This window comes from Micromonospora sp. D93 (assembly GCF_018070365.1).
GTDB classification, from domain to species: domain Bacteria; phylum Actinomycetota; class Actinomycetes; order Mycobacteriales; family Micromonosporaceae; genus Micromonospora; species Micromonospora ureilytica.
The window spans coordinates 107,456-126,478 of record NZ_JAGPXW010000013.1 but is presented as its reverse complement, the minus strand read 5'-3'; the positions used below and the strand labels follow the sequence as shown (position 1 = coordinate 126,478).

The window sequence follows — 19,023 nt, the reverse complement described above, 5'->3', positions numbered from 1 at the left end:
ACCGAGAGGTGTAACAGTGACGTCCGCAGATTCCGCCTGGGGCATCGGCCTGGCTACGGTCACCGCCGACGAGCAGGTGCTCGATACCTGGTACCCGACCGGCAAGCTGGGCCTGGGCGAGCTGCCGCTGGTCACCGGCGAGGACAAGGCGGACGTGCTCGACCTGCCGCCGGCAGCGCTCGGTGACCGGCCCCTGCCCGGTCTGCGTACCGTGCAGGTGGTCACCGTGATCGGCTCGCTGGACGACCCGATCAAGGACGCGTCCGACGCGTACCTCCGGTTGCATCTGCTGTCGCACCGCCTGGTCCGACCCAACCAGCTCAACCTGGACGGCATCTTCGGCAAGCTGGCCAACGTGGCCTGGACGTCCGCCGGGCCGTGCCCCCCGGAGCGGGTGGACGAGCTGCGGGTGATCGAGCGGGCCGCCGGCCGGCACCTGGCGGTGTACGGGGTCGACAAGTTCCCCCGAATGACCGACTACGTGGTGCCCTCCGGTGTGCGGATCGCCGACGCCGACCGGGTGCGCCTGGGCGCTCACCTGGCCGGCGGCACCACAGTCATGCACGAGGGTTTCGTAAACTTCAACGCCGGCACCGTCGGCACCTCGATGGTCGAGGGGCGGATCGTGCAGGGCGTGCTGGTCGGCGACGGCTCCGACATCGGCGGCGGAGCCTCCATCATGGGCACCCTCTCCGGCGGCGGCACCGACAAGATCAGCATCGGCGAGCGGAGCCTGGTCGGCGCGAACGCCGGCGTCGGGATCTCGCTCGGCGACGACTGTGTGGTCGAGGCCGGCTGCTACATCACCGCCGCGTCGAAGATCACGCTCCCCGACGGTCGGGTGGTCAAGGCCCGGGAGCTGTCCGGTGTCGACGGCCTTTTGTTCTGGCGCAACTCGGTCACCGGCGGGCTGGAGGCGCGGCCGCGCACCGGTCGGGGCATCGAACTGAACGCCGCCCTGCACACCAACGACTGACGGACCCGCCGGGTCCGCGGCGTTCGGCCGCGGACCCGGACGGGGTACGCCTCAGCGCAACCGGTACGCCTGGATGATCCGTTGGGTCACCGTGTTGCCGGCGGTGTCCCGTGCACTGGCCCGCAGCGACACGTAGCCGGTGCCGGCCGGGTGCCGCAACAGGGCCGACCAGCCGTCGGCGGCGGTGCGGACCAGCTTGGCCTTGCTCCAGGTCTTCCCGCCGTCGTACGAGACGTCGACAGCGAGCTTCTCCACCCGGGTGGCCGCCGATTCGGGCTGCCGCTGCACCCGCACGGGGACGACGAAGCCCTGGCCGGCCGGGGCGCTGTTGTCCAACCGCAGGGGCGGCGCGAAGCGGATCGCCGACAGGGGCAGTCGGGCCGGCGTGTCACCGGCGACGTGCCTCGACCGGAAGGTCCAGCTGGACTCCACAGCGGTGCTCAGGTCGGTGAAGCTTCGCTTCGACGACGTGACGAGCCGGTAGTCAGCCCTACCCGGTGGCACTGTGAACTCTCCGTAGCCGGCGTACTCGCTCTCGCCGACCAGCTTGCCGTTGCGCCAGAGCTTGGTGTGCTCACTGTCGCTCAGCGAGAAGCCCGGGTGCCCGGCCGCGTCGCTGAACATCGGCACGTCGACCACGACGGTGTCGCCGATCCGGCTGACGCTCTGGTGCGGCCAGCGCGGCTTCGGGAAGGACGGTCCGTACGGCGCCTGGTTCCAGATCTCCTGCACCGTCCGCCCGGCCCGGTACGCGGTGGGGGTGGAGAAGAGCGCCGCCTGCGCGTTCAACCACCCTTCCTCGTCCACCGTTCCGAAATAGACCTCGGATTCCCACTTCACGCCCTTGGTGTTGTAGTACTCCACCCGCTGGCCGGGCACGACGGTGGGCAGTACCAGCGCGGAATAGCCGACGTTGTACTCCAGCTCGGGGATCACGATCCGCTCGGCCTGCATGCCCGGGTAGCCACCGCGGAACTGGTGCACGACGGTGGCCAGGTCCCGTCGGGCGTAGTCGCGGACGAAGCCGGTAGGCATCCGGCCGGAGATCGCTTCGGCAAGCGCGTACAGGTACGGGCTGTTGGCCGGGTCCGGCTTGGTCCAGTTGCTGCTGACGGTGGCGACGAACTTGTCGGCGGAGACCGGCTTGCCGAGCTGACCGCTGGTCAGGCCGGTGAACGTTTCCGCCCAGAGTCCGATGCCGTATCCGCTGCCGTCGTCGGCGGTGAAGTTGCCGCTGAGGTCGATCAGTAGCGGGACGGCGGTCCGGTCCGGCACGGTCGTCCGTACCGGCTTGGCCCGGCGAGCGTCCACGACGATCCGGGTGTCCCGATCGAGGGTCAGTTCGGGCTGTATCAGCATGGACATGCCGCGCTGCTCGTCCTCCGGTCCGGGCTCGAAGACGAGGCCGCTCAGGCCGTATTGCCCCTTGGGCACCCGCACGCTGGCCACCCCGTCGGAGCTGACGAGGTCCCAGGAGCCGTAGGTGTCCATCCCGACCAGGGAGCTCCAGTGGTCCGCGGTGCGCGCGCCGGCGCGGTTCAGGTGCTCCACGGTCAGCGTGTAGCTCTCCACCTCCCGGTGCACGGCAAGCGGGGTGACCGCGACCGCCGACCCGGATCGGGCCACGATCCGCCCGGTCCAGTAACCGTCGGCGTCGCCGAGCCGGGTGTCCGCGGTGACGGTCGTGGCGGCCGTGCCACCCGCCGGCACGGTGAGTTGGTTGGCGCCCAACTGGAACAGGCCGGCCGGGAGCGCGCGCCCGCCGGGGCCAGCGCCCTCGACGCTCAGGTCGACGGTGATCGGGGCCGGACCGTCGTTGCGCCAGGTCACCGTGCGGGTGATCGGGGCGTCCTCGGTGTGCGGCCAGAGCGTACGCCCGAACGAGACGCTCACCGGGTCGGTGCTGACCTGCTGGGTGATCGCGTGGGCGACGTCGACCCGCCCGGCTCCCTGCTGGTAGGCGGTCTGGTCCGGGTGCGGCTTGGCGGCGGCCATCAGGGTGGCCTTGAGCCGGTCGGCCCGCCATCCCGGGTGCTGCTGGGCCAGCAGCGCGGCCGACCCGGCCACGTGCGGGGTGGCCATCGAGGTGCCGGAGAGCGTGACGTAGCGGTCGTCCACCGGATCACCGATGTAGCCGTTGGCGGACCGGGCGGCGACGATGTCGACGCCGGGCGCGGTGATGTCCGGTTTCAGCGCGTCGTCGCCGACCCGCGGGCCCCGGCTGGAGAATTCGGCCAGTTCGTCGTCGCGGTCCACAGCGCCCACGGCTAGCCCGGCGTCGGCGGTGGCCGGGGAGCCGACCGAGCCGTCCATGCCGTCGTTGCCGGCCGCGAGGACGAAGAGGGTGCCGGTCTGGGCGGTCAGGCTCTGCACCGCCTCCTCCAGCGGGTCGACCTCCGGGGTGTCCCAGCCGCTGAGGCTCATGTTGACCACGGCGGCCTTCTTCTCCACCGCGGCCCACTGCATGCCGGCGAGGATCGCCGAATCGGAGCAGCCGGTGTCCTCACAGACCTTGCCGTCCAGCAGCGTCGCGTCCGGCGCCACACCCCGGTATTTGCCGCCTGCGGCGGCGCCGCTGCCCGCGATGGTCGAGGCCACGTGGGTGCCGTGGCCGACCATGTCCCGAGCGTCGGTGACCTCGGTGAAGTTGCGCGCCTCGGCCACCTTGCCGGCCAGGTCCGGGTGGGTCGCGTCGACGCCGGTGTCCAGCACCGCGACGGACACTCCCGCGCCGGTGAACCCGGCCGCCCAGGCGGCGGGCGCGCCGATCTGCGGCACGCTGTGGTCGAGCGTCACCCATCGACGGCCGTCCAGCCAGATCCGCTCGACGCCCCCCGCCGCGTCGAGCCGAGCCCCGGCGGGACCGGTGGTGGTGACCGTCTCCCAGACCCCGCCGAGGGAAGACTTGTCGCTGTTCAGTGCGGCACCACGAATCGCCGGCAGGTCGCGGGTCACCCGCGTGCCGGGCAGAGCGGCCGGGGCACGCCGGGCGGCACCCGTCGAGGCGTACGCCGCCAGCAGCGGCAGGGTGTTGCGGTGGGCGTCGTCGTAGCCCGCCTCGACCAGCCCGGTGACGTCGAAGAGTCGCCGGTCCACCCGGCCCGAGCGCAGCAACGGCAGCGCGTCCGCTGGCGTCACCGAGAGGCGACCGCGGTCACGCTGGACCAGGAACCGCACGTCCTCGCGGCCGGCGCCGGGCCGGACCGAGGCGCCGGAAGCGGTGACGGTGACCCGGTCACCGGTGATCAGCGTGACGGTGGTCGAGCGGTTGGCGATGGGTCCACCCGGAATTGTCTGGTGACCGGTGCCGCCGGGTGGGGCGGGCGCCGCGGCCGTGGCTGAGGCGGGAGCCGGCGTGGAGAGCGCCAGCGCGAACACGAGGCCGAGGGCGGCCAATCCTTTTCCCTGGTGCAACGGATCCTCCTCGTCAAGCGTCTTCATGGATCGGGGTCACATAGACAACCCAGAATTGCATACTCGGTATGCAAAATGAAGGCCGAAAGATGACGAACCCGCCACGAGCCGACGAACCGGGCCGGCATGATCGGGTCGTGACCTCCATGAAGGACAAGATGCTCGCCGGCGAGCCATACATCGCCGACGATCCTGCTATCGTCGCCGACCTGGAGCAGGCCGCCCGGCTGATGGAACGCTTCAACACCAGTCCCGCAGCCGACCCCCGGGCCCGGATCGCGGCACTGCGTGAACTCCTCGGCGAACTGGGCGAGGGCACCTGGATCCGCCCACCGTTCTACTGCGACTACGGCTGGCAGATCCGCATCGGCCCGCGCAGCTTCGTCAACTACAACGCGGTCTTCCTCGACGTTGGTCGGATCACCCTCGGCGCGGACGTCCAGGTCGGCCCGAACGTGCAGCTGCTCACCCCGACGCATCCGGTCGAGCCCGGCCCGCGACGGGACAAGTGGGAGGCGGCCAAGCCGATCACCATCGGCGACAACGTGTGGCTCGGCGGCGGCGCGATCGTGCTGGCCGGCGTGACGATCGGCGCGAACACCGTCGTCGGCGCGGGCGCGGTGGTCACCCGGGACCTGCCCGCCAACGTGGTCGCGGTCGGCAACCCGGCCCGACCAGTCCGTCAACTCGACTAGCAGTCCGCGGTCAGGCCGCCGGGGACTCCGACAGGCGGGCCACCAGGTCAGCTCGCCCGGCGGTGGGGGTGATCAGGGCCGCGTTGGACTCGTCGCTGCCCAGCGCCCACGCCCGCGCCTGCTCCGGAGACCTACCGAACGCCTCGTGTCGGGCGGTCAGCCGGCGGTGCCGCACCTCGGCGTCCAGGTCGAGGAACCACGCCTCGTGCAGCAGCGGTCGGATCTCCTGCCAGGGGAAATCCTCCAACAGCAGGTAGTTGCCCTCGGTCACCACCAGCCGGACCGACGGCAGCACCTCGATCGCGCCGGCCACCGGCTCCTCCAGCTCCCGCCGGAACTCCGGCGCGTAGACCGACGTCGGCTCCAACCGGCGCAACCGGCGCAGCAGCGAGACGTACCCGTTGGCGTCGAAGGTGTCCACCGCGCCCTTGCGGTCGGCGCGGCCCAGGCGGACCAGCTGCGACTGCGCCAGGTGGAAGCCGTCCATCGGCACCAGGCAGGCGGCCGACCCGACCTCGGCGACGATCCGCGCAGCAAGGGTGGACTTCCCCGCGCCCGGCGCACCGGCGATGCCGAGCAGCTGTCGCGAGCCGGCCTCGGCAAGCGCCAACGCCCGCTCCACCAACTCGTCGACGGTCAGCACCCGGGCCGGCGGCATCAGCCCAGAACCGGGTCGCTGATGGTGAACCGCGCCTGCACCGCCGCCTGCACGGTCTGCGGCTGTGGGTCCAGCTCAAGCTCCGGCGGACCACCGCCCGCTCCACCGCCACTGGCGAACGCCGCACGGGCGAACATCGGTCGGTCGGCGGGGCCCGCATCGGCCAGCTCGATCAACGAGGTGACCCGGGCGCCCAGCGCCTCCGCGTACTCCCGGGCCCGCAGCAGCGCGTCGCTGATCGCGGCGTGCCGGGCCGCACGATGGGCGGGGCTGTCCGGACGAAGCTCCCACCACGGGCCGGCCACCTCGACCTGGTCCTGGTCGGCGAGGCGGAGCATCAGCTCACCCAACGCGGTGAAGTCGGTGACGGTGACTGTGGTGGTGACACTGCCGTGCCAGGCGACCACCCGCTCACCCGAGCGCCGGGTCTCCGGTCGCACCCGCAGGTCGCCGGTCTCCCGCCGCGCCACCGCCGGCCCGGAGCCGTCCAGCAGGACCCGGACCGCCGCGGCCCGCTCGGCCAACCGGGTCAGCGTCGCCTCCCGGTCCCGGTCACGGGCCGTCGCGGTGACCGCGAACCGGGCCAGCTCGGGTGGCACCTCCCGGTACGCCTCGCCGCGCACCTGCACCACCGGACCGTCCACCACCATGCCCCTCAGCCTAGTCAGCGACGGGGCGCCGCGCCGTGTAGGAGACCGTGTCCGCGTCGACGCGCAGGCCGGTCAGGTGGCCGCCGGTCACCCCCAGCTGGCGCAGCCAGGACACCTCCGCGGCGTGGTCACCGCCGGCCGGGAACTGCCGGTCGTACGCATCGAACCGCCGGTCGCGCAGTGCCGCGCGGGCGGCCCGCGCCTCGTCGTACCGGGCGGTGAGCGCCGGAGCGTCGTCGGCGCGCAGCGCCGCCGCCAGGTCGTCCAGGAAGACAGTGACCTCGGCCAGCTCGCGGAGCACCAGGTCTCGATTGCCGAGCAGCATGTTGGCGGTCCGATCGGGCGGGGTTCCGGCCACCCGGGTGCCGTCGGAGAAGCTGCCGGCGGCGAGCGCGAGAATCGCGTCGCGCAGCGGCGCGCGCTGCACCGCGCCGGCCAGCGCGCCGGCGAGCAGGTGCGGCACGTGTGAGGCGAGCGCGGCGGCCGAGTCGTGCTCCGTGGCGGACATCGGCACCACCCGGGCCTCGAAGACCTCCACCAGCAGCTCGGCCAGCCAACGGAACGAGGTGGTGGACGGCCCAGGTGCTGGACAGAGCACCCAGGCCGCGCCGGTGAGCAGGTCCGGCCGTGCAGCCGTCAAGCCCGACCGGTCGGTGCCCGCCATCGGGTGGCCGGGCACGAACCGATGCGTCAGCCCCTGCGCGGCGGCGAACGCCGTCACCTGCTCCTTGGTGCTACCGACGTCGGTCAGCACACACCGCTCACCGGTCATCGCCGCCACCTCGACAAGCGTCGCCGGCAGGGTGGGCAACGGCCCGCACAGGAAGACCACGTCCCGGTCGGCCACCGCCTCGACCAGCCGATCCGGCGCGGGTACGCCCGCCCGTCGGGTCTCCCGCCGAGTGGCCTCGTCCGGGTCCCACCCGATCACGTCGATGCCGGCGTCGTACATCCGGAGCAGCACCGAGCCACCGATCAGGCCGGTGCCGACCACCGCCGCCCGCACCCGCGCGCCTGGCCTGTCCACCATCCGCACACCTCGATGTTCCTGCTGGGGTGCGGGGCCGCGACGGCCCCGCCAGGTCCGCGGCCGAGGATAGCGTTCGGGGGCCACAGGCTCCCGCCCGCTGCGCCGACCCGACCGCGTTCCGCCAGGTCAGCGGCGGATGCCGTCCGAGCGGTCGGTCGACGGGCTCGACCAGCAGACCGCGATCAGGCGAGGCGCGCGGCGACGGCGGCGATGTGCTCGTCGGACTCGGTCAGGGCGACCCGGACATGCTGCCCGGCCGTGGGGCCGTAGAAGACGCCGGCGGCGGCCAGGATGCCGCGTCGGGCCAGCCAGTCGACCGTCTGCCAGCAGTCCTCACCCCTGGTCAGCCAGAGGTAGAGGCCCGCCTCGGAGTGCTCGACGGTGAACCCGGCACCGGTGAACGCCGCCCGGAGCACCTCCCGCCGGGCGCGGTAACGCTCCCGCTGCTCCTCGGCGTGTCGCTCGTCCTCCAAGGCGGCCACCATGGCCGCCTGCACCGGCGCGGGCACGATCATGCCGGCGTGCTTGCGGACCTTGAGCAGCTCGGCGACCAGCGCCGGGTCGCCGGCGACGAAGCCGGCCCGGTAGCCGGCGAGGTTCGACCGCTTGGAGAGCGAGTGCACGGCGAGCACCCCGGCATAGCTGCCCCCACTGACCTGCGGAGACAGCACCGAAACCGGCTCGGCCGACCAGCCCAGTGGCAGGTAACACTCGTCGCTCGCGACCACCGCGCCACGTTCGCGGGCCCAGTCGACCACCTTGCGCAGGTGCGCCGCGGGCAGCACCCGGCCGGTCGGGTTGCCGGGCGAGTTGACCCAGACCAACCGGACCCGCGGGGTCGGCCCGAGCGAGGTGAGCGAGTCGGTACGGACGACTGTGGCGCCGGCCAGCCGGGCGCCGTCCTCGTAGGTGGGGTACGCGACCGACGGCACCACCACCACGTCACCCGGGCCGATGCCGAGCAGCGTGGGCAGCCAGGCCACCAGCTCCTTCGAGCCGATGGTCGGCAGCACACCGAGACCGTCGACGCCAGCGCCACAGGCTCGGGACACCCACGCCGCGATCGCGGCCCGCAGCGCCGGGGTGCCGGCGGTCAGCGGGTAACCGGGGGCATCGGACGCGTCAGCCAACGCCCGCCGGATCACCTCCGGCACCGGGTCGACAGGCGTACCCATGGAGAGGTTGATCAGGCCCTCCGGATGCGCCGCGGCCAGCGTGGCCGCGGCGTCCAGGGTGTCCCAGGTGAACTCGGGCAGCCGCGACGAGACCGGCGCGGGCCGGTTCAGTTGCCCTCGCTGCGCGGCGGCTGCGCGGCGACGAAGGTGGCGTCCTTCTCCACCTTGCCGACCTTCGAGGCGCCACCGGGCGAGCCCAGGTCCTCGAAGAACTCGTAGTTCGCGCCTGTGTAGTCCTTCCACTGCTCCGGAACGTCGTCCTCGTAGAAGATCGCCTCCACGGGGCAGACGGGCTCACAGGCACCACAGTCGACGCACTCGTCGGGGTGGATGTAGAGCATCCGATTGCCCTCGTAAATGCAGTCGACCGGGCACTCCTCGATGCATGCCTTGTCGAGCACATCTACGCACGGCTCGGCGATGATGTAGGTCACCGGTCTTCTCCTCCGCAAGACTCGCCGCGATCTCCCGCGACGGTAAGAGCCTAGTATCTCGCCGGGGAGGGGGTCGATCGTGCTCCGACAGCAGGATGTGGGACACCGAATCGTGGTCCGCCGGATTGTGGGGATTCGCGAGGGCCGCCCACTATTCTCCGATGCTCTGGGCGAGCTGGTGGAGCTGAGCGAGACTCATCTCACGCTGGCCACCGCGCAGGGACAGCTACGGGTCCCGGTGGCGCAGGTCCACCGCGCCAAGCGCGTACCGCCGACCCGTCGGCCGACCGCCGCCGCTGTCGTGGCGCTGGAGCGGGCCGCCGACGAGGCCTGGCCGGCACCAACCCGGGGCCGGCTCGGTGACTGGTTGCTCCGGTCGGCCGAGGGCTGGACCGGGCGCGCCAACTCGGCGCTGCCGATCGGCGACCCGGACCGACCACTGGCCGCCGCGGTCGACGCGGTGGAGCGCTGGTACGCCGAACTGGGCCAACCGGCGTTGATCAACACGCCGCTGCCCCTCGCCGCACCGGTCGGCGCCGAACTGGACGCCCGCGGCTGGAGCACCCGCCCACCGACGCTGGTGCAGATCGCGCCGCTACCCCTGCTGACGTCGACACCCGGCAGCGGTCCGGCCGGCGGGCAGGACAACGCGGTCGTCGAGCTGGCCACCGCGCCCAGCGACGAGTGGCTGGCCATCGCCGCCGGCCGCAAGGGTGGCCTGCCGGATGCCGCCCGGCACGTGCTCACCGCCGTGGACCAGGTCCGCTTCGCCCACGGGTACGCCGACAACGCTCTGGTGGCGGTCGGCCGCGGCACAGTGACCGGCCAGGGGCGCTGGCTGGGCCTGAGCCTTGTCGAAGTACTACCGACGGCCCGCCGACAGGGGCTGGCCCGCCGCGTGATCCACGAACTCGCCAGCTGGGGCGCGGCCGGCGGGGCGACGCACGCGTTCCTCCAGGTCGAGCAGCGCAACGCGGCGGCGGTCGCGCTCTACCAGCGGCTCGGCCTCGTCACCCACCACACCTACCTGACCCGGGTCGCCCCAAGCTGAGATCGTCAGCGGCGGACGACTCGGCGAGGCTTGGCGGCCTTGACCTCGGCGTACCGCTTCAGCTGCTGAGAGCGGTAGTCGCGGCCGAGCGCGGTGAGCACCAGGTAGCCGATCAGCAACCCGGCGCCGGTGGCGAGCAGGTAGAGCCAGATCTGCGCGAAGAACGTCCCCGCGCCGCCGGCGAACGGGTTGTAACCGACCAGCAGGGGCCCGACCAGCACGGTCAGCAGCATCGCCACCGGGACGACGAGTGCCATGTCGGCTGCCCAGCCCGCCAGCGGCCGACGACGCCCCCAGCGGAAGGCGACCACGGCGAGGATCAGCCCGATCACCGTGAACATCGCCAGTGACACCCGGTCGGCGGCGGTGTCGTCACCGTCGAAGCCGAGCCGGATGACCAGTCGGGCCACCACGTTGACCGCGAACAGCGCTGCTACCAGCACCCCGAGATCACGCCACCGCTTGTCCATCGCCGGACCCTCCTGCCGTACGCCCCGTCGTGGGGTTCGCATCCCTGGCAGGAATATTTACCACCCTTACCTGTGAAACGTCATCAGCCGACAGCGCCCCGCCGTCAGCCGGCGAGCATGGGCGGCTGCGGGGCGAGGATCTGCCGGAAGCCCATCACTGCGAACGTCATCGCGCCGGCCACGATCATGGCCAGCCCGACCCAGTTGTCGCCGGCCAACAGCAGGTCGCCCTCGTTGGTCCGGATGGCGGCGACCGCCATCAGCGCGAACCACGGCACCGCCGGCAGCGCCACCGCCCAGCGACGGCCGACCGCCTCGTACGCGAACCAGCTCAGCAGGATGTTGGCGCCGATGGCGAGGAGTACCGACACGCCGATCAGTTGCCCGCCGATGCGGACCGTGGCGAGCAGCAGCTCCAGTACGCCGGTCAGCACTCCGGCGAGGACCACGACGATCGCACCGACCAGCCGGACGCCCAGGTCCAGCAGTCGCGGCGGTGGCCCCGCCGGGGGCGGGGCTTCCTGGTTCTCCACGACGGTCATCGGTGCGGCCGGCACTGTCACCGGAGACCCGCCGCCGCGACCGGGGACCGGTCCGGGGCGGTCTCCGCGGGCAGGCCGGCGAAGAGGTCGTCCTCCCAGCCGTACGGCCCGGCGCCCGGGCCCTTCTCGCCGACCGCGAGGGTGAAGTACTCCACGCCCATGAACTCGGCGCCGAAATTGCCGGCGATCGAGTAGAGCCAGGAGTTGGCCGGGATCTGGGTGGCGTGCGCCCGCATCGCGGCCTCCTTGGCCGTGTGCTGGTCGGTGCCGTCGATCCGGGCGGCGATCTGGGCGTCCGGGGTGCCGAAGGGCAGGTCGGCGATGTCCTCGATGCCGCCGAACGGGTTGTCGGAGGACTCGGCGAAATGCGTCATGCCGGCCTCCAGGACGCTGAGCGGCATCGCCGTCCAGTAGACCTTGAGCGGGGCGCAGCCCTCGGCGGTGGCCAGCTCGACGGCGCGCATGGCCACCCGGTGGGCCTGGATGTGGTCGGGGTGGCCGTAGAAGCCGTTCGGGTCGTACGTGACGAGCACCTGCGGGCGTACCTCTCGCATGATCTCCACGAGATGCCCGGCGGCCTCGTCGAGGTCGGCCTGCCAGAAGGCCCGGGGGTGCTGGTTGGTCGCGAGCCCCATCATCCCGGAATCGCGGTAACGGCCGGCGCCGCCGAGGAAGCGGTGGTCGCCGACGCCGAGCGCGGCGCACGCGGCGGCCAGCTCGGCGACGCGGTACCCGCCGAGCTGGTCGGCCCCGGCGGCGGCGAGCTGGGCCAGCGCGGGCACGTGGATCTCGCCCTCCTCGCCGAGCGTGCAGGTCACCAGCGTGACGTGCGCGCCGTCGGCGGCGTAGTGGGCCATCGTCGAGCCGGTGCCGATCGACTCGTCGTCGGGGTGCGCGTGGACCAGCAGCAGGCGGCGGTCGGGCAGCATCGTCACGACGGTCACTCTAACCGGCGGTTCTCCCCCGGCTGACGCTGACGCGTCCGCCCAGGTCGGCCACATCACCTCCGCTCCGGCTCTACGATTTGGCGTGTGGACTTTCCGGAGCTGGCCGCCCGCACCCGCCGGTTCAGCCACGGCGCGCCACGCGCTGTCTCGGTGGCTGAGGACGGCTCCCGGGTGATCTTCCTGCGCTCCGCCGGCCCCGAGGATCCGGCGGACGCGCTCTGGCTGCTGGACGTGGCCACGGGCGAGGAGCGGCTGGTCGCCGATCCGGCGACCCTGCTGGGCGAGGGCGGGGACGTCCGGTCCCTCTCCTCCGGTGAACGCGCGCTGCGCGAGCGGCTGCGGCTCAGCGCCGCCGGCATCGGCTCGTACGCGTTGGACGCGGTCGGTCGGGTTGCGGTGTTCGCGCTGGCCGGGCGCTTGTTCCGGGCCGATCTGGTGCACGGCGACGTGGTGGAGGTGGCGGCCGTCGGCCCGGTGCTGGACCCACGTCCGGACCCGAGCGGGCAGCGGCTGGCGTACGTGACGGACGCGGCCGATGGTGTGCGTCGGGGTGAGCTGCGGGTGATCGACCCGGACGGGACCGACACCCTGCTGGCCGGCGAGGACGCCGGGGTGAGCTGGGGGTTGGCCGAGCACATCGCGGCGGAGGAGTTCGGCCGGTTCCGGGGGTACTGGTGGGCACCGGACAGCCGCATGGTGCTCGCCGCCCGGGTCGACGAGTCCCGCCTGGAGCGGTGGCATCTGCACGACCCGGCGGAGCCGGCGAGCCCGCCGACCGCCGTCGCGTACCCCCGGGCTGGTGGGCCCAACGCGGAGGTCAGCCTGCACCTGCTGGACCTGGACGACGGCTGGGTCGACGTGCACTGGGACCGGGAGACCTACCCGTACCTGACCGGGGTCAGCTGGGGTGAGGGCAGCCCGTTGATCACCGTGTTGCGCCGCTCGCAGCAGCACGGGCTGGTGCTGGCGGTGGACCCGCGGACGGGTGAGACGCAGGTGCACGCCGAGCTGGCCGACCCGCGCTGGGTCGAACCGATCGCCGGCACCCCCACACATCTGCCGGACGGCCGGGTGCTGGTCGGTGGGGAGCTGGCCCACGACGGGTACGACGCTCGGTGCCTGTTCGCGGACGGCACGCTGCTCACCCCGCCGTCGCTGTACGTGCGGCGGGTGGTGGGTCGGCTGCCGGCCGCCGCCGGCCCAGCCGACCTGCTGGTGGAGGCGAGCGACGGCGAGCCGAGCGAGCGGCACCTGTTCCGGGTCCGCACCACCATCGGCGGTGGGGTGGACGCGCGCCGGCTCACCACCGACTCCGGTTGGTACACCGCGGCGGTGGGCGGGGACGTGCTCGCCGTCGGCGTCGCGTCGCTGGATCATGCCGGGGTGCGCTGGACGGTGCGCCGCGGCGACCACGAAGTCGCCGAGCTGCGGTCCTTCGCCGCCATCCCGCCGTACTCTCCGCTGCCGCTGCTGGAACGGGTGACCGATCGGCGGCTGCCGGCGGCGGTGCTCTACCCGGACAACCACGTGACGGGCCGGCGGTTGCCGGTGCTGCTGGACATCTACGGCGGCCCGGGGCACCAGGAGGTCGTGGCGGCGCGGGCCGCGTGGTTGGAACGGCAGTGGTGGGCCGACGCCGGGTTCGCGGTGGTCACCGTCGACAACCGGGGTACGCCGGGCGTGGCCCCGTCGTTCGAGAAGGCGATCCACCGGCGGGTCGCCGACGTGATCCTGACCGACCAGATCGACGCGCTGACCGCCCTCGCCGGCAAGCACCCGGACCTGGACCTGAGCCGCGTGGGGGTGCGCGGTTGGTCGTTCGGCGGGTGGCTGGCCGGGCTGGCGGTGCTGCGCCACCCGGAGCTGTTCCGGTGCGGGATCGCGGGCGCCCCGGTGACCGACTGGGCGCTGTACGACACCGCGTACACCGAGCGTTATCTGGGGTTGCCGGAAGACGGCCTGGACATCTACGCGCACCATTCGCTCGTCGAGTTGGCCGCCGAGCCGGTCACCGGCCCGGACCAGGCCCGCCCGTTGCTGCTGGTACACGGCATGGCCGACGACAACGTGGTGGCCGCGCACACGCTGCGGCTCTCCGCTGCCCTGCTGAGCACCGGCCGGCCACACGCCGTGCTGCCGCTGACCGGGGCCACCCACCTGGCCGCGAACGGCACCGCCGAACGGCTGCTCCCCCTGGAACTGGATTTCCTCCGTACCCACCTGTTGTAAACGGCATTCGATAAGCGAGTTCGGCACACCGAGCCCCCTGTCGAATGCCATGCTGACCGAAGCGGGACCCGGCAGCGCGATTCCCCAGGGCGGCACCGCTTTCCCTTGTGCTGAAAGGACTCCAGCATGGTTGGCATTGCGCAGAAGCCCTCGGTCTCCGCCGTCCAGGAAGGCGAGTTTCCGGTCACGCACTTCCGCACGGCGACCGTGAACGGGATCGACATCTTCTACCGCGAAGCCGGCCCGGCCGATGGCCCCGCGGTCCTGCTGCTGCACGGATTTCCCACAGCGTCCTCGCAGTTCCGCCACCTGATCCCCCTGCTCGCGGACCGCTACCGGGTGATCGCCCCGGACTTCCCGGGTTTCGGCCACAGCGCCAGCCCGGACCGATCGGCATTCGACTACACGTTCGCCAACTTCGCCGACCTCATGAACGGGCTGATCGACCAGCTCGGAGTGGACCGATACGCGCTCTACTGTTTCGACTACGGGGCGCCGACCGGCTACCGGCTGGCCCTCAAGGGGCCCGAACGGGTCAGCGCGCTCATCGTGCAGAACGGCAACGCGTACGAAGAGGGCCTGAGTGATTTCTGGGATCCGATCAAGGCCTACTGGGCGGACAAGACTGACGAGCACCGCCAGGCCATCGCGTTCATTCTCAAGCCCGAAACGGTCAAGCAGCAGTACACGGCGGGGGTGCACGATCTCACCCGGCTCGACCCCGACAGGTGGCTCCACGACGACGCGCAGCTCGCCCGCCCCGGCAACGCGGACATCCAGCTGGATCTGTTCTACGACTACGGCAGCAACGTCACGTTGTACCCGGAATTCCAGGCATTCTTCCGCGACCACCAGCCACCGACGCTTGTCGTCTGGGGCCAGAACGACCCGGTCTTCCCGGCCGCTGGAGCCCACCCCTACAAGCGCGACCTGCCGTCGGCCGAGTTCCATCTGCTCGACACCGGCCACTTCCTGCTGGAAGACAAGCTCGACGTCGCCGCGCCGATGATCCGCGATTTCCTGGACCGCTCCATCGGTGGTGCCTGAACGCCGGGACGGCCAGTCCGCCGCGCGTCGCCCGCGCTACCAAGATCGCGCTCGATCCAGGATCCAGTGGCATCCCGGCGCCAGGTAGCCACTCGATCCAGGATCGAGCGTGACCTTGGACGAGGCGGGGCACCAGCCGGGCTGACGATCACCACCGCTCCACGAGGTGTTCCCGGCCCTGCGGCGGGTCGTACGGTTCGGGCCAGTAGTCGATGATCTTGCTGATCAGCCAGTGCTCGGACATCTCGAGCCAGACGCACGCGTCCTGCTGCTCCTCGCCGACGCGAACGTCGAGCAACAGGGCAGCGAGGCGCCCATCGGCGATCACCCGTCGCTCTGACGTCATCGGCGTCGCAGGTGCTCAGGGGCGTGCGTCGTATCGGGTCCGGGCTTCGAAAACGCGGTCCATGTGCGTCTCCGCCCAGCTCTTGATCGCGATCATGACCGGGAACAGTTCGTGGCCGAGCGGGGTGAGCTCGTAGTCGACACGGACCGGCACCGAGGCAGTGACCGTGCGGGTGACCAGGCCGTCGCGCTCCAGCGTCCGCAGGGTCTGGGTGAGCATCTTCTGGCTGACACCGGCGATGCGGTGGGCGAGTTCGCCGTGCCGCTGCGGACCTCCTGCGAGCGCGGGGATCACCAGGGCGACCCATTTGTCGGTGAGCCTGCTCAGCAGCTCGCGGGTCGGGCACTGCTCCAGGAACGCGTCGTAGTCGCGTTTGGCCTGCTCACGGCGTTGTGCTGCGGTCGTCGTCGCCATCTTGCCTCCCTCTGGTGCCCTAGGCACTTTACGGTACCTACTTTCTCATAGTGCCGACGATTCGTACGGTCGTGGTGATCACGAAATCCCACGGAGGAGACGACGATGCGCGCAGTCAGCTATGACAAGTTCGGAGGGCCGGAGGTCCTGCACGTGGCCGAGGTGCCGATGCCCGAGCCCGGGCCGGGGCAGGTGCGGGTGCGGGTCGCGGCGTCGGTCGTACACCCGGTTGATCTTGTGCTCCGCTCCGGTCGGTTCCCGGCTCCATTGCCGACCGGCTTGCCGTACACGCCCGGCTGGGACGTTGCCGGCAGCGTCGACGCGGTCGGCCCATCGGTCGACGGGTTCACGATCGGCGACGAGGTCATCGGCTTCTCACCGTGGCTACGGACCACGGTCGGCGCCCACGCGGAGTACGTGGTCCTCGACGCCGCCTGGCTGACCTCCGCGCCCACCGGCGTCCCCGCCACCGAGGCGGCGACCCTGCCGACCAATGGCCTCACCGCCGTTCAGGCACTCGACCTGCTCGCGCTCCCGGCGGGTTCGACAGTGCTCGTCACCGGCGCCGCCGGGCAGGTAGGTGGGTTCGTTCTGGCGCTGGCCCGGACGACCGGTCTGCGCGCCACGGGACTCGCCCGAGCCGGCGACCGCGAGTTCGTCGAGTCGCTGGGCGCGACGTTCCTGTCGAGCACCGACGATCCGACGGAGCCGTTCGACGCGGTCATCGACCTCGCGGTGATCGGCTCCTCGCTGCTGGACCTCATCCGGGACGGCGGCGGCTACGTGGCCGCGTCACCTCCGCTTCGCCCGGAGCCGGTGCGGGGAATCCGGACCTTCGCGCTGGAGGTGCTACCGGACGGAGCCCGGCTGGGCGAACTGGTCAAACTCGTCACCAGCGGAGACATCCCGCTCCGGGTCGCTGACGTGTACCCCTTCGCCGACGCGGCGGCCGCCCACGAGCGGCTGGCCCAGGGCGGCGTGCGCGGCAGCGTGGTGATCGTCCCCTGATCCGCGGCGAAAGCTCGATCAGTCGATGACGGCTCTGCCGATGACCGGACAGCCGTTCAAGGGTGTCCGGTCATCAGTCCGAGGGAAGGGTTGGTGCAATGGCCGGTCGCGTCAGCGGAAGATGTCGACGTTGCGCCCGGCCCATGCGGCGAAGGAGCGTGGCGGTCGGCCCAGGACCTCCGACACGTCCGGGCTGATCCGCTGCTCCCGTGCGATCGGCGCGCCGAGGATCGCCAGCGTTCCCTCGACCACCGGTGGTGGCATGAACCGCAGCATCTGTTCGCGGGCCTCGTCGGGCGTCTGTTCGATGAAGCTGATCGGTTCGCCGAGCGCGGTAGCGAGATCGGCAACCCGTTCACGTGGTGTGCTCAGCGCCGGACCGGTCAGCTCATACGTGTGACCGTCGTGCGCACCGTCGCGAAGGGCGACAGCCGCCACCTCGGCGATGTCGTCCGGGTCGATCACAGGCAGACCGACATCGCCGAACGGTGCGGCCACCGTCCGTCCGTTGCGAACCGGTTCGGCCCAAGCGAGGGCATTGGAGGCGAAGCCGCCAGGGCGCAGGATCGTCCAGCCGAGGCCGGACCTGCGTACAAGGTCTTCGATGGCCTGCAGCGGCGCATGCGAGGCGGTCGTCGGCCTTGTGCCAACCGCTTGCGAGGATTGCAGCACGATGCGCTTCACGCCGGCGGCCGTGGTGACCCGCAGGATCTCGGGCACGTTGAGATGCGCCCCGGCGCCCTCCACGAGCAGGTACAGCGCTTCGGCGCCAGCGAGCGCCGGTCTGAGGCTCTCCGGCCGCTCGAGGTCCGCGCGATGGTGGCGCACCCCGTCTGGTACGACGACCGGGCGTCGCGCACGAGACACCGCCGTCGCCGCAGCACCCGAGGCCGCGAGGATCGACAAGAGTCTCTGACCAACATTCCCGGTGGCGCCTGTCACGACGAACATGTCTGAACCTCCAGGTCGACCGCGTCGTTCGCGCGGTTGGAGGAGACGTTAGTAGCGTCGATATAGTAGGTACCTAGAGGATAGTATTGGGTCTGTAACGGAGGACACATGCAACGGTCAGCGAATCCCGAGCTAGCCTGCCCCGTTTCGCCGGTCGTAGATATCGTGTTCAGCCGATGGACCACGCCCATCCTGTGGGCTCTGCACGAGTACGGTCGGCAGCGATTCGTGGAGCTGGAGCGCCGGCTGACCAGCATCACACCGAAAGTCCTCACGCAACGGCTACGCCAACTCGAACGCGACGGGCTCGTGACACGCACCTACCACGCCGAGGTGCCGCCCCGGGTCGAATACGAGATCACCGAGCTGGGCGCCAGCCTCGGTCCGCTCTTCGCGCACCTGGCCACCTGGGCCGACGCCCATCTCGGCGAGGTGGAGCGGGCACAACGCGCCTACGACGCCGAACGATGAGCCTGCGCCGACCTTAAGCACGTGAATACCAACCAGCCACGGTTGCGCCCCGAGTTCGCCGAAGAGGATGTCAGCGTTGCTGAACAGATTCAGCCCGGGCGACATGATCAACTGATGTGGGGCTTGTATCTCAAGCCGCTTGAGATCGCATAGTGGTCGGCGTGGACCGAAACGAGTTGTACGCCATCGGGGACGTCGCCCGGCGGACCGGCCTGAGCGTCAGCCCCTGCTCGGCGATCTTGCACTTTCTGTCGCGACACAACAGGCATTCCACCCATATTCACGACCGAAACTGCAAGATCGGCGCCATCTTCTCGCTCGACACACGTTGATCTATCTGGGGTGGACCGTCCCGCTCACAGCACCCCGAGGCCGATGGCGAGTTGAGTGATCGTCGGTGGGACGTCCGGGTCGCGGGCGATCTTGGCGACCAGGTCCCGCGCGGCCGGCCGGTGGCGGATCTCGGCGGGCGCGATGCGCTCGGCCCGCAACAGGACCCGGGCCGCGTTGACGGG

21 protein-coding genes are annotated in these 19,023 nt (G+C 71.3%); 8 read left to right on the top strand and 13 right to left on the bottom strand.

Going from position 1 to position 19,023, the window contains the following annotated elements:
• Positions 1 to 16 precede the first annotated feature (16 nt).
• Complete coding sequence (gene dapD / locus KBX71_RS17200) at positions 17 to 976, top strand: 2,3,4,5-tetrahydropyridine-2,6-dicarboxylate N-succinyltransferase (RefSeq protein ID WP_210819026.1); 960 nt, start codon at positions 17 to 19, stop codon at positions 974 to 976.
• A 51-nt stretch (positions 977 to 1,027) separates the two neighbouring features.
• On the opposite strand, the gene KBX71_RS17195 is transcribed toward dapD, so the two are convergent.
• Complete coding sequence (locus KBX71_RS17195) at positions 1,028 to 4,417, bottom strand: S8 family serine peptidase (RefSeq protein ID WP_210819025.1); 3,390 nt, start codon at positions 4,415 to 4,417, stop codon at positions 1,028 to 1,030.
• Between the two features lie 110 nt (positions 4,418 to 4,527).
• Here KBX71_RS17195 and KBX71_RS17190 point away from each other — a divergent pair, with 110 nt between their 5' ends.
• A complete protein-coding gene (locus tag KBX71_RS17190) occupies positions 4,528 to 5,085 on the top strand; it encodes a sugar O-acetyltransferase (RefSeq protein WP_124817825.1) in 558 nt (185 codons plus the stop codon).
• 10 nt (positions 5,086 to 5,095) lie between these two features.
• Here KBX71_RS17190 and KBX71_RS17185 read toward each other — a convergent pair whose 3' ends face one another.
• The 5 genes from KBX71_RS17185 to fdxA form a co-directional block, all read right to left on the bottom strand.
• On the bottom strand, positions 5,096 to 5,743 hold the full coding sequence (locus KBX71_RS17185) for a nucleoside/nucleotide kinase family protein (RefSeq protein WP_210819024.1): 648 nt from the start codon (positions 5,741 to 5,743) through the stop codon (positions 5,096 to 5,098).
• Complete coding sequence (locus tag KBX71_RS17180; RefSeq protein WP_124817875.1) at positions 5,743 to 6,390, bottom strand: SIMPL domain-containing protein; 648 nt, start codon at positions 6,388 to 6,390, stop codon at positions 5,743 to 5,745. The genes KBX71_RS17185 and KBX71_RS17180 overlap by 1 nt, the downstream gene beginning before the upstream one ends.
• Positions 6,391 to 6,403: 13 nt before the next feature.
• On the bottom strand, positions 6,404 to 7,423 hold the full coding sequence (locus KBX71_RS17175; RefSeq protein WP_210819023.1) for a prephenate dehydrogenase/arogenate dehydrogenase family protein: 1,020 nt from the start codon (positions 7,421 to 7,423) through the stop codon (positions 6,404 to 6,406).
• Positions 7,424 to 7,605: 182 nt separating this feature from the next.
• Entirely contained in the window at positions 7,606 to 8,709 is a 1,104-nt protein-coding gene (gene dapC / locus KBX71_RS17170; RefSeq protein WP_167492963.1) for a succinyldiaminopimelate transaminase, read from the bottom strand.
• Entirely contained in the window at positions 8,706 to 9,032 is a 327-nt protein-coding gene (gene fdxA / locus KBX71_RS17165; protein ID WP_210819022.1) for a ferredoxin, read from the bottom strand. Before fdxA ends, dapC begins: the two co-directional genes overlap by 4 nt.
• Positions 9,033 to 9,111: 79 nt before the next feature.
• Between fdxA and KBX71_RS17160 the strand changes: the two genes are divergently transcribed.
• Positions 9,112 to 10,083, top strand: a complete 972-nt coding sequence (locus KBX71_RS17160; protein WP_210819021.1) for a GNAT family N-acetyltransferase — start codon at positions 9,112 to 9,114, stop codon at positions 10,081 to 10,083.
• A gap of 5 nt (positions 10,084 to 10,088) precedes the next feature.
• Here KBX71_RS17160 and KBX71_RS17155 read toward each other — a convergent pair whose 3' ends face one another.
• The 3 genes from KBX71_RS17155 to mshB all read right to left on the bottom strand — a co-directional run bounded on the left by KBX71_RS17155 (position 10,089) and on the right by mshB (position 12,039).
• On the bottom strand, positions 10,089 to 10,553 hold the full coding sequence (locus tag KBX71_RS17155; RefSeq protein WP_210819058.1) for a hypothetical protein: 465 nt from the start codon (positions 10,551 to 10,553) through the stop codon (positions 10,089 to 10,091).
• A gap of 104 nt (positions 10,554 to 10,657) precedes the next feature.
• The gene (locus KBX71_RS17150; RefSeq protein ID WP_210819020.1) at positions 10,658 to 11,095 is read right to left on the bottom strand and encodes a hypothetical protein; all 438 of its coding nucleotides are present in this window, start codon (positions 11,093 to 11,095) and stop codon (positions 10,658 to 10,660) included.
• Positions 11,096 to 11,112: 17 nt separating this feature from the next.
• Positions 11,113 to 12,039 carry an N-acetyl-1-D-myo-inositol-2-amino-2-deoxy-alpha-D-glucopyranoside deacetylase gene (mshB, locus tag KBX71_RS17145; RefSeq protein ID WP_210819019.1) on the bottom strand — a complete coding sequence of 309 codons (927 nt, stop codon included), beginning with the start codon at positions 12,037 to 12,039 and terminating at the stop codon, positions 11,113 to 11,115.
• An 87-nt stretch (positions 12,040 to 12,126) separates the two neighbouring features.
• On the opposite strand from mshB, the gene KBX71_RS17140 reads away from it, so the two are divergent.
• Together KBX71_RS17140 and KBX71_RS17135 are read left to right on the top strand one after the other, a co-directional pair.
• The gene (locus KBX71_RS17140) at positions 12,127 to 14,271 is read left to right on the top strand and encodes a prolyl oligopeptidase family serine peptidase (RefSeq protein ID WP_210819018.1); all 2,145 of its coding nucleotides are present in this window, start codon (positions 12,127 to 12,129) and stop codon (positions 14,269 to 14,271) included.
• A 126-nt stretch (positions 14,272 to 14,397) separates the two neighbouring features.
• Positions 14,398 to 15,318: an alpha/beta fold hydrolase gene (locus tag KBX71_RS17135; RefSeq protein WP_210819016.1), complete on the top strand. Its 921-nt coding sequence runs from the start codon at positions 14,398 to 14,400 to the stop codon at positions 15,316 to 15,318.
• Positions 15,319 to 15,466: 148 nt separating this feature from the next.
• On the opposite strand, the gene KBX71_RS17130 is transcribed toward KBX71_RS17135, so the two are convergent.
• Positions 15,467 to 15,664 (bottom strand): hypothetical protein, encoded by a 198-nt coding sequence (locus KBX71_RS17130; RefSeq protein ID WP_247683609.1) that lies wholly within the window; start codon positions 15,662 to 15,664, stop codon positions 15,467 to 15,469.
• A gap of 15 nt (positions 15,665 to 15,679) precedes the next feature.
• Entirely contained in the window at positions 15,680 to 16,078 is a 399-nt protein-coding gene (locus tag KBX71_RS17125; RefSeq protein WP_210819015.1) for a helix-turn-helix domain-containing protein, read from the bottom strand.
• Between the two features lie 105 nt (positions 16,079 to 16,183).
• On the opposite strand from KBX71_RS17125, the gene KBX71_RS17120 reads away from it, so the two are divergent.
• A complete protein-coding gene (locus KBX71_RS17120) occupies positions 16,184 to 17,086 on the top strand; it encodes an NADP-dependent oxidoreductase (RefSeq protein ID WP_210819014.1) in 903 nt (300 codons plus the stop codon).
• A 111-nt stretch (positions 17,087 to 17,197) separates the two neighbouring features.
• On the opposite strand, the gene KBX71_RS17115 is transcribed toward KBX71_RS17120, so the two are convergent.
• Entirely contained in the window at positions 17,198 to 18,037 is an 840-nt protein-coding gene (locus KBX71_RS17115) for an NAD(P)H-binding protein (RefSeq protein WP_210819013.1), read from the bottom strand.
• Between the two features lie 165 nt (positions 18,038 to 18,202).
• On the opposite strand from KBX71_RS17115, the gene KBX71_RS17110 reads away from it, so the two are divergent.
• Both KBX71_RS17110 and KBX71_RS34290 read left to right on the top strand, forming a co-directional pair.
• Positions 18,203 to 18,508 (top strand): helix-turn-helix domain-containing protein, encoded by a 306-nt coding sequence (locus KBX71_RS17110; protein WP_307788316.1) that lies wholly within the window; start codon positions 18,203 to 18,205, stop codon positions 18,506 to 18,508.
• Between the two features lie 21 nt (positions 18,509 to 18,529).
• A complete protein-coding gene (locus KBX71_RS34290) occupies positions 18,530 to 18,661 on the top strand; it encodes a hypothetical protein (protein WP_256442064.1) in 132 nt (43 codons plus the stop codon).
• Positions 18,662 to 18,864: 203 nt separating this feature from the next.
• Here KBX71_RS34290 and KBX71_RS34285 read toward each other — a convergent pair whose 3' ends face one another.
• Positions 18,865 to 18,999 carry a hypothetical protein gene (locus KBX71_RS34285; protein ID WP_256442063.1) on the bottom strand — a complete coding sequence of 45 codons (135 nt, stop codon included), beginning with the start codon at positions 18,997 to 18,999 and terminating at the stop codon, positions 18,865 to 18,867.
• Positions 19,000 to 19,023 lie beyond the last annotated feature (24 nt).

What these genes read in the sequence shown, in the direction of transcription:
- KBX71_RS17120 (WP_210819014.1), top strand. Translation starts at nt 16,184, where the DNA reads ATGCGCGCAGTCAGCTATGACAAGTTCGGAGGGCCGGAGGTCCTGCAC.
- KBX71_RS17125 (WP_210819015.1), bottom strand. Translation starts at nt 16,078, where the DNA reads ATGGCGACGACGACCGCAGCACAACGCCGTGAGCAGGCCAAACGCGAC.
- KBX71_RS17115 (WP_210819013.1), bottom strand. Translation starts at nt 18,037, where the DNA reads ATGTTCGTCGTGACAGGCGCCACCGGGAATGTTGGTCAGAGACTCTTG.
- KBX71_RS17185 (WP_210819024.1), bottom strand. Translation starts at nt 5,743, where the DNA reads ATGCCGCCGGCCCGGGTGCTGACCGTCGACGAGTTGGTGGAGCGGGCG.
- KBX71_RS17175 (WP_210819023.1), bottom strand. Translation starts at nt 7,423, where the DNA reads ATGGTGGACAGGCCAGGCGCGCGGGTGCGGGCGGCGGTGGTCGGCACC.
- KBX71_RS17135 (WP_210819016.1), top strand. Translation starts at nt 14,398, where the DNA reads ATGGTTGGCATTGCGCAGAAGCCCTCGGTCTCCGCCGTCCAGGAAGGC.
- KBX71_RS17155 (WP_210819058.1), bottom strand. Translation starts at nt 10,553, where the DNA reads ATGGACAAGCGGTGGCGTGATCTCGGGGTGCTGGTAGCAGCGCTGTTC.
- KBX71_RS17150 (WP_210819020.1), bottom strand. Translation starts at nt 11,095, where the DNA reads ATGACCGTCGTGGAGAACCAGGAAGCCCCGCCCCCGGCGGGGCCACCG.
- KBX71_RS17195 (WP_210819025.1), bottom strand. Translation starts at nt 4,417, where the DNA reads ATGAAGACGCTTGACGAGGAGGATCCGTTGCACCAGGGAAAAGGATTG.
- KBX71_RS17130 (WP_247683609.1), bottom strand. Translation starts at nt 15,664, where the DNA reads ATGACGTCAGAGCGACGGGTGATCGCCGATGGGCGCCTCGCTGCCCTG.